Origin of the sequence: Kineosporia mesophila (genome assembly GCF_021129235.1) — a bacterium.
Taxonomy (GTDB): Bacteria; Actinomycetota; Actinomycetes; order Actinomycetales; family Kineosporiaceae; genus Kineosporia; species Kineosporia mesophila.
Window position 1 is genome coordinate 213667 of sequence record NZ_JAJOMA010000006.1, and the last position, 13181, is coordinate 226847.

Annotated in this window: 10 protein-coding genes; 8 read left to right on the plus strand and 2 right to left on the minus strand. The window is 63.6% G+C overall.

The window, feature by feature from the left end; translation table 11 throughout:
• The first annotated feature begins 91 nt into the window (after nucleotides 1-91).
• The 7 genes from LR393_RS10865 (at nucleotide 92) to LR393_RS10895 (ending at nucleotide 7372) form a co-directional block, all read left to right on the plus strand.
• Complete coding sequence (locus LR393_RS10865) at nucleotides 92-640, plus strand: hypothetical protein (RefSeq protein ID WP_231483704.1); 549 nt, start codon at nucleotides 92-94, stop codon at nucleotides 638-640.
• A gap of 873 nt (nucleotides 641-1513) precedes the next feature.
• On the plus strand, nucleotides 1514-1930 hold the full coding sequence (locus LR393_RS10870; protein WP_231483706.1) for a hypothetical protein: 417 nt from the start codon (nucleotides 1514-1516) through the stop codon (nucleotides 1928-1930).
• A gap of 51 nt (nucleotides 1931-1981) precedes the next feature.
• Complete coding sequence (locus LR393_RS10875) at nucleotides 1982-2821, plus strand: hypothetical protein (protein WP_231483708.1); 840 nt, start codon at nucleotides 1982-1984, stop codon at nucleotides 2819-2821.
• Entirely contained in the window at nucleotides 2814-4088 is a 1275-nt protein-coding gene (locus tag LR393_RS10880) for a peptidoglycan-binding domain-containing protein (protein WP_231483710.1), read from the plus strand. Before LR393_RS10875 ends, LR393_RS10880 begins: the two co-directional genes overlap by 8 nt.
• Entirely contained in the window at nucleotides 4085-4753 is a 669-nt protein-coding gene (locus tag LR393_RS10885; protein WP_231483712.1) for an ABC transporter ATP-binding protein, read from the plus strand. The genes LR393_RS10880 and LR393_RS10885 overlap by 4 nt, the downstream gene beginning before the upstream one ends.
• A complete protein-coding gene (locus LR393_RS10890) occupies nucleotides 4750-5943 on the plus strand; it encodes an ABC transporter permease (protein WP_231483714.1) in 1194 nt (397 codons plus the stop codon). The genes LR393_RS10885 and LR393_RS10890 overlap by 4 nt, the downstream gene beginning before the upstream one ends.
• 565 nt (nucleotides 5944-6508) lie before the next feature.
• On the plus strand, nucleotides 6509-7372 hold the full coding sequence (locus tag LR393_RS10895) for a phosphotransferase (protein WP_231483716.1): 864 nt from the start codon (nucleotides 6509-6511) through the stop codon (nucleotides 7370-7372).
• 72 nt (nucleotides 7373-7444) lie between these two features.
• Here LR393_RS10895 and ileS read toward each other — a convergent pair whose 3' ends face one another.
• Nucleotides 7445-10597 carry an isoleucine--tRNA ligase gene (gene ileS / locus LR393_RS10900; protein ID WP_231483718.1) on the minus strand — a complete coding sequence of 1051 codons (3153 nt, stop codon included), beginning with the start codon at nucleotides 10595-10597 and terminating at the stop codon, nucleotides 7445-7447.
• A gap of 442 nt (nucleotides 10598-11039) precedes the next feature.
• Between ileS and LR393_RS10905 the strand changes: the two genes are divergently transcribed.
• Nucleotides 11040-12683, plus strand: coding sequence for a glutamate--tRNA ligase (locus tag LR393_RS10905; protein ID WP_231483719.1), 1644 nt, complete (start codon nucleotides 11040-11042; stop codon nucleotides 12681-12683).
• Between the two features lie 45 nt (nucleotides 12684-12728).
• Here the strand turns inward: LR393_RS10905 and LR393_RS10910 are convergent, their stop codons facing one another.
• A complete protein-coding gene (locus tag LR393_RS10910; protein ID WP_231483720.1) occupies nucleotides 12729-13076 on the minus strand; it encodes a TraR/DksA family transcriptional regulator in 348 nt (115 codons plus the stop codon).
• Between the last annotated feature and the right edge of the window lie 105 nt (nucleotides 13077-13181).

Genomic DNA, 13181 nt, shown 5'->3' on the forward strand with positions numbered 1-13181 from the left:
TCGATGCTGAGATGATCGCGGTATCGGTGGAGCGGCCGTCGCTGACGGTTTCTGGGTAGCTGAGGGATTGGGAGAATCTCGGCTACATTCGGTGGTGACGGGTCACGCCAAGAATGAGAATGCGGCGAAGCTGACGGAGGACCAGAAGTCCGAAGTGACTCAGGTACTGGCGTCACCGCCGGCCGAGAGCGGGGTGCGGGCGGCTTTCTGGGATGTCCCAGCATTGCAGAATGTTGTGAAGATTCTTTTTGATGTCGAGTACGAGTCCCGGTCGTCCTATCGGTTGCTCATGAAGTTCCTCGGGATGAGTTTCAAGCTGCCGGACCTGTTCGACAAGCGTCGTGATGAGGACCCCATCGTGACGCGCATGGTTGAGGTGAAGTCGCAGGTCGCGGGGCCGATAGCGTACGAATACGAGGGTTACACCCTGGACGAGGTCTGGGTGCAGCACGAGGCCGAGACCCGGCGGATGCGGCTTCCCCGGGGTGAGCGGACGAAGCCGTACGTCTATCGGGAACGGTCCGCGAGATCGTTCTTTAGCGCATTGAGCCTAACCACGAAGAAGATGGAGATCTATCTTATCGACGGTATGCAAAACGCTGAGCAGATCATTCATATGATGAATCGCCTAGTTGCCTGAGGCATCGGCCGAGAAGATCGCTGTCGTGCTCGACAACGCGAGTTTTCATCGTGCGAAGAAATTCACCAAACTGTGCGTCCGGGAGATATTCGAACGAGTCACTCTGATCTCTTCCCGCCGTACGCTCCCAATCACAACCCGACCGAGCGCGGCTGAAACGCCGCGAAGGGGCAAATCGCGAACCTGCAGCAAAGCGCCCCGGAAGAGGGCTTCGTTGAGTTCATGAACTTTGTTCCCGGGCCTGAATTCGATTATGACTTCGAGAATATATCGATCGTGAAGAGTCCCGCCGACTGAATAATGTCAGCCATACGACGGCGAGTCCACGGTCGATCTTGCGATATTGGCCAGAATCAGCAGCGGCTGATCGGGCCTAAGGGACCGCCGGAGGCGAGGCATGCACAACCTCGGTTGATCATGAATTTTGCCTAAGCACGTGTTTTAGGTTGCCCTGGACGCCTGCGAGCAGGCTGGCTTCACGTCCGTAGAGATACTTGGCGTGAGCGGTCTGGGTGTGGCATTACGTTGACGGAGATCAGGACACCGGTTAGGTCGGGGATCTGCCCCAATAGCCACTCCCCGTAACCACTCCAAGGAACGGGTATAGACATATAAAATCAGACCCGACCACTCAGTGGGAAACAATGATTGTAATACAAGCCAGGTCAAGCATGCAGCGCCAGCACACCGTCGCGAGCCAACCAGGGCTCGACTACTTAACCTTAACCCTAGCCGATATCAGGCAAGGACCCACAAGCAAACGCGCCTGTGACTTTGAACACGAACATAAGGCATAAATAATGTAGCTACCGTCTGGTAGGTTCCAAAACGCTCGATTGTGCGGGAAACCGCCTGATGAATTGGTGGCACTTAATGAAGAGAAGTCATGTCGTTCGCGGGTCAGCAGCCTTTGCTGTCGCCGCGGCCATTGTCACCATTTCGGCCTCTGCCTCCCAGGCAGTGACTGAAACGGCCATCACTGTGGGTTCACAGACTCAGGGGACCTGGACCTGGAAGAGTACCTCCAGCTTCGGCAATGCTTCCCTCAAAGTCTGGGACACCAAATGCGATGCCCACTCCGCGCGTGGCCGCTTCCAGTTCCAGGACCAGAACGGCGATCTTCAGAGTTTCCAGATCCGGGAAAATGAGAAGGGCTGCGGTGAATCGCAGGAGTGGACGGGCCTCAGCGGCTCCAGCGGTTCGGCCATCACGAAGCTTCGGGTGAGGACTTACACCGCGGGTACCGACTATACTGAGCCGTCGGACTACGTCTCGAACCCCTACTGGTAAAGACTGATGAGTCGGCGGTGGGCAGGTAAAACGGGATCGGGAGTTCTATCGATGCGCCGTATTCTTTCAATGGGTAGCACTGTGGCTGTGCTGACACTGGCCGTCTCAGGGTGCAGCCAGGCTCCAGAGGCTGATATGTCCACGGGCGCAGTGGCTCAGGTGGATGCGGTGAGCGGAACGATTGCACTTCCGTTGGATGAATATCTGCCTACCGCGACGCAGGCCACCGTCTTTACACACGCGGTAGACATTAAGGCTCGCGAGTGCGCCAAAGCTCAGGGCATCGATTTCCGGGTGATCATGCCGGATCCACAACCAGTGAACAATAACTACGGTGTCTGGCGAAAATCCCAGGCCGAGAAGTATGGCTATGGACAGCCGATTCCGCAAACAGTCCCTGTTGATTCCCAGCACAATGCAAACCTCTCCGAAGCGGAGGGCAAAGTAGTTTACGACTGCATGGTCAAACCCGAGGTTAGCCAGGTGAAATATCCGGGCAAGCTAATCAAGGGCGATCTACCGTTTCTGCGCACTCTGACGAGAGTGCGTTCGATAGATACCAAACAAGGCCAAGAAATTCTCAAGGAATGGCATAACTGCCTCAAGGAGAACGATATCGCGGCGCCCTCGATGCCCGAGGAAATGACGGTGTACGACTGGACGCCACCTAATGTTGGTTCCATGACTCCGGAGGAACGCTTTCAGGCCGCGCTGATTGATGTCGCCTGCAAGGACAAAGTAGACTTGGTGCAGCGACTCGCCGATATCGAAGCTGGCCAGCAGAAGGCGGTCATTGATGGGCATACCGCAGAACTTGCTGCCTTTCGGGATACCTGGCAGCGGAATCTGACCGCAGCTCAGAAAGTGGTTGACGAGTTCTCCGGTGCCTGATGCGTCGCAACAGCGGTCGGTCGCGCTGCCCTGGATCCAACGACCGAGACTCCTGGCTAGTCTGGCTCTGGGTTGGATCGCTTCTTTGGTCCTCGCCTTTCTGATCGGTAGCCAGATCCATGCGAGTGAACCGGCGACCAATCAGAGCGTCTCCGTGGCGCCGACTTATGCGGTGGCTACGGAACGTTCCGTGCAACAAGTACAGACACGTGAAGGCGTCGTGGCGGGCCGTAGTGTGGTTTCAGTCCCGCCGCCAAGCAATGCCGACTCGGACGCTTCGCGCAATGTGGTCTCGGATCAGGCTGTCAAGGTAGGGGACACCGTACGGTCAGGTGACATCCTAGCTGTGGTATCCGATCGACCCGTCTTTCTATTGAAATTGGAAGTCCCCCTGTATCGGTCGCTGCATTCCGGTGATCAGGGTGAGGATGTCGCCCAACTGCAGCGAGAGCTGTCTCGGCTCGGTCTTTTCAATGGCGGGGTAACCAAAATTTTTGACGTCTCGACCATGTCCGCAGTTTCGTCGCTTTATATTCGCGCGGGATTGTCCGCACAGACCGAACCTGCGGCAACGCAGAAGGCTGATCAAAACGGCAAGGACGGTGGTAGCACCAAGGAAGCGCCTAAGCAGTTAGTGTGGCTGCCATTGGGAGAGATTTACTCGATCGAGCAGAACCAGGCCCAGGTGGACACCGCTGTACGGCGGGGACGGGTCCTCGAGGGCTCTGCGCCGGTGGTCAAGCTCCGGATCGGCGGACTGCGAGTCAGTGTGCGGATCGGGGTGGACGAGAAGAGTCATTATAAGGCTGGAACCGCCGTTGTACTTTCGGCGCCGGAACTGTCCGACCAGACCTGGAGGGGAGAAGTCACCTCAGTAGGTCCTTTCGATCAGGGATCCGGAGGTGACGGGTCAGAACTCGGCCAGGTAGAGGAGGATTCTGATAGCGATTCCTCAAACTCCGGTGTCCAGGCCGAACTTCCCGGCTATGACGTCACGATCCGGCTCTCGAGTCGTCCACAGGTTCTGACGAACGGCAGGAAGGTACAGGTCCGACCTAAGGTTGCAACCAAGACCAAAAACCTGGCGGTCCCGCTGATCGCGATCCGGCAAGACTCCCGTGGCACCTACGTCCGACTGGCACCGGCTGGCGATGGCCAAGCTGCCACTGAGCTTCCGGTGACGGTGACAAGTGACGCTGATGGTTGGGCAGCGCTCGAACCGACCAAGGATCTTCAACCGGGAGACAGCGTCCAGGTGACCCCGTGAGCCGTCCGCTGCTGGAACTGCGCGGAGTGAGCCGGGTGTATGGGCCACCCGAAGTCTTGGCACTCCAAGAGATCAACCTCGTGGTGCCGCGGTCAGAGTTTTTGGCCGTCACGGGGGCCTCAGGCTCGGGAAAAAGCACCATGCTGAACGTGCTCGGATTACTGGACCCACCCAGCAGCGGCGAGTACCAGGTCAATGGCCAAGACATCACAATGTTGCGGGCTCGTGAAGTGGATCAGCTGCGATCACGTCTGTTCGGGTTCGTATTCCAGGCTTCGCACATGCTGCCTGAACGCACGGTGGCTGCCAATGTGGCGTTGCCGCTACGGATCGCGGGCGTCCCAAGAAGTACTCGCCCTGGACGCGTCTGGAAGTCGTTGGAACGAGTTGGGCTAGTGCAGCGGGCGCAGGCTCGAGCGTCGTCTTTATCCGGTGGCGAGCGGCAGCGCGCCGCTATAGCCAGGGCCCTGGTGAACGAGCCGGAGGTGCTGCTCGCCGACGAGCCCACCGGCAATCTGGATGCCGAGAATGCCGAGCGGGTTATGACAATCTTCGATGAGCTTCGGCAGGCCGGCCTGACCTTGGTGATGATTACGCACAACCAGGAACTGGCTGAGAGAGCCGACCGTCAAGTGGTCCTTTCCGATGGGCGTTTGCTCGCATGATCCGTTCAGCCTGGACCCAGTTCAGCGATCTTTTGGGTGATGTCCTTGACGGACTGCTCACCCGTCCTGGCAGGTTCTTTCTATTGATTGCTATGTTCGCCATTGGTTCGGGCGGATTCGTTGCGGCTGCGGGGATCAGCAGAAGCGCCGCAGACCAGATCACCAGCCGACTCACTCCCTCGGACTTGGACCAGGTGATGATTCGGGAGGCTGACCCGGGAGATCTGCCCGAGCAGGCAGAAAGCCGCGTGCAAGCAGTGAACGTTGTACGTGCAGCTGGAACGGCCTGGCCGGTGGAACCGGGAACAGTTTCGCTAAGTGGGCTGCCCGAGCGTGCATCGACAGAAACTACGACGATGGCTGCGCCAGTTTATGGGGCTGGCCCTTCCTGGCTCAAGGTTCAGGAAGCCGTGGTTATACCGGCCGGGGCTGTCGATCATTTGGCTGGAGATTCCGCGGACCATGTGGCAGTCGTCGGGGCACAATTGAGTCGCCGGATGAATCTGGCCTCCGCAGGTCCAGGCGCCAAGATTTGGGTAAATGGCCGATCATTTGACCTCGTCGGAGTGCTGGAATCCAGCGGCCGCGACGCCACACTCGGGCAAGCCCTCATCATCTCTCCTGGCGCGATCCGAGAGCTAGTGCCGACGGCGACGGGGGTGGTCACCGTGCGCACGATGGTCGGGGCAGCTTCCGCAGTTTCGAAGATGATCGCGACGACGGTCCGTCCGGATGCGCCGGGCCTGCTGCAGGTGGACCCAGTTGTCGACCTTGCCAACCTACGTCGTGGGGTAGCCACCGATCTGGACCGCAGCGTTGCGACTCTGTCTTTCCTTGTACTTGCCTTCGCAGCTCTGACTTGTGGCAACGCCATGGTTGTAACGGTCATAGCTAGAACCGGCGAGATCGGGCTGAGGCGCGCGATGGGTGCATCGCGAACCGGTGTGGCGGCATTGTTCCTAACCGAGGGGGTGGTGACTGGCGTGGCAGGTGGACTGCTGGGCAGCGTGCTGGGGCTAGCCGCAGTTCTCGGCGTGGCCGAGGCTCGCGGGTGGGCACCAGTGGCCAGTCTCCTCACCGTTCCAATGGGCCCGTTACTGGGGCTTCTTGTCGGTGTAGTCGCGGCTCTCTATCCCGCGATGCGGGCCGCCGCGATTCCCCCGGCACAAGCTGTCCGGCACACCGCCTAAGCCCCTAAGTAGCTGGCGACCCAGGATCGGAGCGTGTGGGGCATGTGAGGTTCCCCGAAAGGGTGGACAGATGGTTAAGTAGCGTTAGCTGTGCCTGTCAGGGGCTGTTCGTAGCGGATGGGGCTGAGCCCTCCTGCTCCTGAGTGAAGACGTTCATGTTTGAACCGTTGGATTCATGTGTCAACTCCAGCAACGAGTTCCGTCTTGGCGGTTACGAGGCTAGGCCGCGTATTTCCGTAACGGCAACTCTGCGCGGAAGTTCTTCACGATCGACAGTTGCGTCCATGAGCGTCTTGCGATCTTCGACAATCGCAAGTGCGATATACCGGGCCGTCGGTGGGGCGAGCGCTATGACGGCGCCTGGTTGCCACACCCGGGGTGTTCCGCCAATCTGGAAACGTCCGCAGGGTGGCAGCGCATGCCAGTCATTGAACGATTGCGGTAGGCCGTGTGCGCGAGAAGCGCGTGCACGGCTTGACGGGCGGGGGCTGGAAACGGAGCCCATGGGCCACCGCGCCAGTCCCCGACCCTACTGAGGACGTGGTGGGGAAGGAGGCGGTCGGCGATGACTTCAACCCCTCCCACCTGGGGTAAGGCTGAAAGACTCGATGCCGGGCAGATGGCCGATGAGCTCCACACCCGGACCGGGACGCGGCTCGTGGTGGAGGGGCCATGCGCCGGTGGGGAAGTGGGCGCGGCCTTCGTGCGCTGGGAAGACGGCCACCGGTCAGTGCTCAAGTGGCGTCCGCACAGCAGGAAGGCCGATCTGCTGCGGGGTCCGCTCGCGGTCTGCGAAGCGGCCCGGACAGCGGGTATCCCGGCTCCGGGAACAGAACTCGTGGAACAGGTCGGGCACGCCGTGGTCATGGTGCAGGAGCTCAGGCCCGGCACCCAGCTCGACCATCTCGACGAGAGCCTTCTTCGCCAGGTACTGGACATCAATGACCGGCAGAAAGACCTGCTCGTCGACCGTCCAGACATCCCCCAGATCCAGCTGTTCCTGCAGGATGACGGGCCCGGATACTGCCTGCACGAACCACTCAGGCAATACAGCAAACGCACTGCGGCCCTGGAGCGCCGCATCCGCGAGGTCGCCCCGGACGCCGCCAGGCACCACGACGCCGTTCACCTGGACTTTCACCCGGGCAATCTGCTGGCCGAAGACGGCTCGATCACCGGTCTCGTCGACTGGGACGGCGCCGGCCGTGGAGACCACCGCCTCGACCTGGTCACTCTCTACTTCGGCGCGCACCACCAGAACCAGCCCCTGGAAACCTCGATGCTCGACGGCGTCCTCAAGCGCATCCCCGACGACGAACTCAAACCCCTCTGGGCCCACATGAGCCTGCGCCTGACTGACTGGGCCATCCGGCACCACACCGACGATGACGTGAATCATTGGCTCGACCTCGCCGAGCAATGCCTTTGAAGTGAGAGTTACCGCAAACAACGAGAGGACGCCGACCGCACCAGGTGCGGTCGGCGTCCTCAGTTGTGGTTGTCAGGCCCTGGTGACCGAGACGGTGACGTCCACCTCGCCCGCGACCCCGGCGAAACCGCCGGTCAGCGGCTCGGAGCTGAGCTCCACAGCATCGGCCAGCACCTCACCGGCCACGAACTCCTGGTGGGTGCGCACCGCGTCGAGAACCTCCGACGGGCCGCTGACCACCAGGTTGATGCGGTCGGAGATGTCCAGGTCGGCGTCGCGCCGGGCCTGCTGCACGACCCGGACCACGTCGCGGGCCAGGCCCTCGACCTCGAGCTCGGGCGTGACCTCGGTGTCCAGGGCGATCGTGACGCCGCGCTGGGTCTCGACGACCCAGCCCGAGCGGGGGAGCTCGGTCACGACGACCTCGTCGTTGGTCACGTCGACCAGCGCGCCCTCGAACTCGACCTTCACCACGCCGTCGGTGCGCAGGGCGGCGACCACGTCGTCCGCCGGCAGCGCCGCCAGCGACTTGGCCACGCCCTGCGTCTGCTTGCCGAAACGCTTGCCCAGAGCCCGGAAGTTGGGCTTGATCTCGACGTCGACGACCGCGCCGGCGGCAGCCAGCGTGTCGAGGTTCTTGACGTTGAGCTCCTCGGCGATGTCGTCGAGCAGAGCCTGCGACAGCGTCACGCCGCCCGGCAATCCGACATAGGCCGTGGCCAGGGGCTGACGCACGCGCACCTTCGACGCCTTACGCGCCGCCCGGCCGGCTTCGACGGCGTTACGGGCGGTGCGCACCTCCTCCGACAGCGCCGCACTCATCAGCGACACGTCGGCGGTCGGCCAGTCGGCCAGGTGCACCGATTCGGCGGCCGAGGCGTTGCCCGGCCGCACGACCAGCTGCCAGACCTCCTCGGTGATGAACGGGACGATCGGCGCGAGCAGCCGGGTCAGCACATCGAGGCACTCGTACAGCGTGACGAGCGCGTCCATGTCGCCGTCCCAGAACCGCTGACGCGAGCGCCGCACGTACCAGTTCGACAGGTCGTCGACGAAATCGCCCAGGACGCGGCCGGTTCCGGCGGTGTCGTAGTTCTCCAGCTTCTGGTCGACGTCGCGCGCCAGCGCGTGCAGCTCACCCAGCACCCAGCGGTCGAGGGTGTTGCGCTCGCGGACCGGCTTGGCCTCGGAGGGCTTCCAGTCCACGTGGCTGGCGTACAGCGAGAAGAACGACGCCGTGCTCCAGTAGGTGGCCAGCAGCTTGCGGGTGATCTCGTCGAGCGGGCCCGGACCCACGCGGCGCGGCGACCAGGGTGAGCCGGAGCAGGCCATGAACCAGCGCAGGGCGTCGGCACCGTGGTCGTCCATCAGCGGGATGGGGGCCAGGATGTTGCCCAGGTGCTTGCTCATCTTGCGGCCGTCCTCGGCCATGATGTGGCCCAGGCAGACCACGTTCTCGTACGGAGAACGGTCGAACACCAGCGTGCCGACGGCCATCAGCGAGTAGAACCAGCCCCGGGTCTGGTCGATCGCCTCGGCGATGTACTGCGCCGGGTAACGACTTTCGAGGGCCTTCTCACTGCCGGGCACGTGCGGGTAGCCGATCGCGGCGAAGGGCATGGCGCCGGAGTCGTACCAGGCGTCGATGACCTCGGGAACCCGGGTGGCCGTCTCGCCGCAGGACGGGCAGTCGAAGGTGATCTCGTCGATGAACGGACGGTGCGGGTCCAGTTCCGAGAGGTCGCGGCCCGTCAGCTCGCCGAGCTCCTTGCGCGACCCGATCGCCGTGACGTGCTCGTCCGGGCCGGAGCAGCGCCACAGGGGGAGTGGGGTGCCCCAGTAACGGCTGCGCGAGAGCGCCCAGTCGATGTTGTTCTCCAGCCAGTCGCCGAAGCGGCCGTGCTTGATGTGCTCCGGGAACCAGTTGGTCTGCTCGTTCTCCCGCAGCAGCTGGTCGCGCACCGTGGTGGTGCGGATGTACCAGGCGGGCTGCGCGTAGTACATCAGCGGCGTGTGGCATCGCCAGCAGTGCGGGTACGAGTGCTCGAAGCGCTGCGATCGGAACAGCACGCCGCGCTTCTTCATGTCCATGATCAGCGGTTCGTCGGCGTCCTTGAAGAACAGGCCGCCCACCATCGGCACGTCGTCCTTGAAGTGGCCGTTGCCCGCGACCGGGTTCACCACGGGCAGCTCGTTGGCCCGGGCGACGATGAGGTCGTCGGCGCCGAAGGCCGGGGCCTGGTGCACGAGACCCGTACCGTCGGCGGTGGTGACGTATTCAGCGAGGACGACGCGGTGCGCGTCGGGGATGTCGATGAGATCGAACGGACGCTGGTAGTGCAGGCCTTCCAGCTCCCGGCCGGGCAGCTCAGCGAGCACCTCGGAGTCTTCACCCAGCACGGCGACCCGCAGCGGCTCGGCGACGACGAACGTCCCCTTGTCGTTCCTCGCGAGCTGGTAGGCGACGTCGGGGTGCACCGCGACGGCGGTGTTCGACACCAGCGTCCACGGGGTGGTCGTCCAGATCAGCAGCTCGGCGTCGGTATGGCCGGCCAGCGGCTCGACCAGCGGGAACCGCACGTAGACCGAGGGGTCCTTGACGTTCTCGTAGCCCTGCGCGACCTCGTGGTCGGACAGCGCCGTGCCGCAACGCGGGCAGTACGGCGTGACCCGGAAGTCTTCGTTCAGGCGGCCGTCGGTGTGGATCTTCTTCAGCGACCACCAGACGCTGTCCACGTACTCCGGGGACATCGTCTCGTACGGGTTGTCGAGGTCGATCCAGTAGCCCATGCGCTCGGTGAGCTGGGCGAACTCGCCCACGTGCCGGGTCACCGAGGTGCGGCAGCGCTCGTTGAAGAACGCGATGCCGACCTTCTCGATATCGGGCTTGCCGGAGAGGTTGAGCTCCTTCTCCACGGCCAGCTCGACGGGCAGGCCGTGACAGTCCCAGCCGGCCTGGCGGGGTACGGAGTACCCCTTCATCGTGCGGTAGCGCGGGAAGAGGTCCTTGAACACGCGCGCCTCGACGTGGTGCGTGCCCGGGGAACCGTTCGCGGTCGGCGGGCCCTCGTAGAAGACCCAGCTCGCGCCGTCCTTCGTCCGCTCCAGGGTGCGCTCGAAGATCCGGTTCTGCTTCCACCAGTCGATGATCTTGTGATCGGTGGCGGGCAGGTCGATCCGCGTGGGAAGGCTGGCGAAGGGGGTGGCGAACGTCTGTTCGGCCATCGGGCGCACTCCTGGTTCGTCGGCTCGCATGAGGCATGGGACTCATGCGGGGACGAAGCTGTGCGGCTCCGCGGTACCACCCCGCTTGCACCCACCACCTGCGTGGATGCCGCTCGAAAGCCGCGATGACGTGCGGCGATTCCGTCCGGTTCTACTGGGAGGCCTGCGGCCCCTGTTCTTCCGGAGGCTCCCCGGTGATGGCCGGATCGGTGCCTTTACGTCAACTATACGCGCGGCGGCAAGTCGAAATGAGGGACGAGGTGGCTGGCGCGGCGCGCACCATCCCCTTCGTTCGTGATCATGCAAAACCTTCCCGGGAGGTTTTGCATGATCACGAACAGGGACGAGGGAGTCGCAGGGCCAGGGCGACTACCATCGTGGACGTGTCCGCAACCGGTTGTGGACACGTCCACCGGTAGACGCTCTCAAGGACTGGACCCCAATGCTCGACCGCCAGGTCATCGACTCGCTGTTCCCGGCCGACCTCCCCGAACCGGCGGAGCTGGAGCAGAAGTACCCGCCCCGGCAGCTGCCCGAGGGTGCGATGGTGACCCGGCTCGGTCCGTCCCCGACGGGGTTCGTGCACATCGGCGGTCTCTACGTCGGCATGATCAACAAGGATTTGGCCGCGAGCACCGGGGGCACGTACCTGCTCCGGATCGAAGACACCGACCAGGCTCGTGAGGTCGAGGGCGCCGCCGAGCAGTTCGGGCGGGCGTTCGGCTACTTCGGTCTGGAAGCCGATGAGCCCGAGGGTGAGTACGGCCCGTACTACCAGTCGCAGCGCGAGACCCTGTACCTGACCTTCGCGCGCGAGCTGCTGCGTGAGGGCAAGGCCTACCTGTGCTTCGCCACGCCCGAAGAGCTGACCGACATCCGGGCCCGGCAGGAAGCGTCCAAGGCCCCGACCGGCTACTACGGTCGCTGGGCGATCTGGCGCAACGCCACCGACGAGCAGCTACAGACCGCCCTGGACGAGGGCCGGCCCTACGTGGTCCGGTTCCGCACCCCGGAAGACGGTGACCGCCGGGTCTCGTTCGACGACGCGATCCGCGGCAAGCTGCAGCACGAGGCCAACCGCAACGACGTCGTCATCCTGAAGAGCTCGGCCGCGGCTCTGCGTCTGCCCACCTATCACTTCGCCCACGCGGTGGACGATCACCTGATGCGGGTCACGCACGTGATCCGGGGTGAGGAGTGGATCAGCTCGGTGCCGCTGCACCTGCAGCTCTTCGACGCACTGGGCTTCGAGCGGGTCACCTACGCCCACATCGCCCCGCTGATGAAGACGATCTCCGGCGGAAAGCGCAAGCTTTCCAAGCGGAAAGACCCCGAGGCGGGCGTCGACTTCTATATCGAGCAGGGTTTCCCGGCCCCCGCGGTGCAGTACTACCTGCGCGGCCTGGCCAACGGCCGGCTGGCCGAGGTACCGCTTGAGCAGGCGCTTTCCACGCCGCTGGAGCTGGGCGAGTTCGGTGTCGCCGGTCCGCTGGTCGACCTGGTCAAGCTCGAGGGCATGAGCGCCGACTACATCGCCTCGCTCACCAGTCCGCAGGTCTACGACCAGGTGCTGATCTGGGCGGAGCGCTTCGACCCCGAGCTGGCCACGGTGCTGAAGGCCGAGAAGGACCTGGCTGTCAAAGCGATCGGCGTGGAGCGCGAGGGCGTCGAGAACCCGCGCAAGGACCTGCGCAAGTGGTCGGACTTCGGCCCGCAGTACGGGTTCTTCCTCCCGACGGTGTTCCCCCTGATCGCGGGCCCCACGGACGAGCGGGTCACCGCCCTGAACGTGGCCCCCGAGGTGGTCACCGCGTTCGTGAACACCTTCATCGAGGGCTACCAGCACCTCGAGGACCAGCCCGAGTGGTTCAACCAGATCCGTGAGGCCGCGGCCAAGAACAACTTTGCGCCCAGCCCGAAGGAGTTCAAGAAGAATCCGGACGCCTACCCGGGCTCGATCCGCGAGGCCTCGCAGCTGATCCGCGTCGCGCTGACCGGCTCGACCCGCAGCCCCGACCTGCACGCCATCGCCGTGGTGCTGGGCCAGGACGAGGTGCTGCGGCGCCTGCGGTCGCTGGCGGGCTGACCAAATCTGATTGAGGACGCGGGTGAGCTCGCCTTTCCGGCGAGCTCACCCGCGTCCCAAATTGGCGCAGTTGATACACGTGGTCGCGAGAGGCCTTGCCTGAAGCCGCTCTACGGCGATCGGCAGGCCGCACGACGCGCAGACGCCATACCGCCCGGCCGCCAGCTCGGCCATCGCCTCGACGATCCGCTCGCGGGCAGCGCGGGTGCGATGCAGGGCCGCGGTGAGCTGCTCCCGCTCGAACGCGATGGTGGCGCCCTCCGGGTCGTGCTCGTCGTCGGCATTGGAGTCGAGCGAGGCCTCGATCATCCGGGCATGATCCTTTTCGAGCGCGGCCAGGGCCTCGGTGCTCTCTCGCAGCGCCGCCGTCAGGATCTCGAGTGGCTCCGTCAATGCGGTGGGGGCCGGGATCCGTCGGCCTTCGAGCGTGGCCGATCGCGTCCCGGGTGGGCGTTGGCAGGTCTGCGTTGTGTACACCTGGTACATCCGGTACCGGAT

Excerpts from the sequence above, each read along its gene's own strand:
- LR393_RS10870 (WP_231483706.1), top strand. The coding sequence starts at position 1,514 with ATGAAGAGAAGTCATGTCGTTCGCGGGTCAGCAGCCTTTGCTGTCGCC.
- LR393_RS10875 (WP_231483708.1), top strand. The coding sequence starts at position 1,982 with ATGCGCCGTATTCTTTCAATGGGTAGCACTGTGGCTGTGCTGACACTG.
- LR393_RS10890 (WP_231483714.1), top strand. The coding sequence starts at position 4,750 with ATGATCCGTTCAGCCTGGACCCAGTTCAGCGATCTTTTGGGTGATGTC.
- LR393_RS10895 (WP_231483716.1), top strand. The coding sequence starts at position 6,509 with ATGACTTCAACCCCTCCCACCTGGGGTAAGGCTGAAAGACTCGATGCC.
- ileS (WP_231483718.1), bottom strand. The coding sequence starts at position 10,597 with ATGGCCGAACAGACGTTCGCCACCCCCTTCGCCAGCCTTCCCACGCGG.
- LR393_RS10905 (WP_231483719.1), top strand. The coding sequence starts at position 11,040 with ATGCTCGACCGCCAGGTCATCGACTCGCTGTTCCCGGCCGACCTCCCC.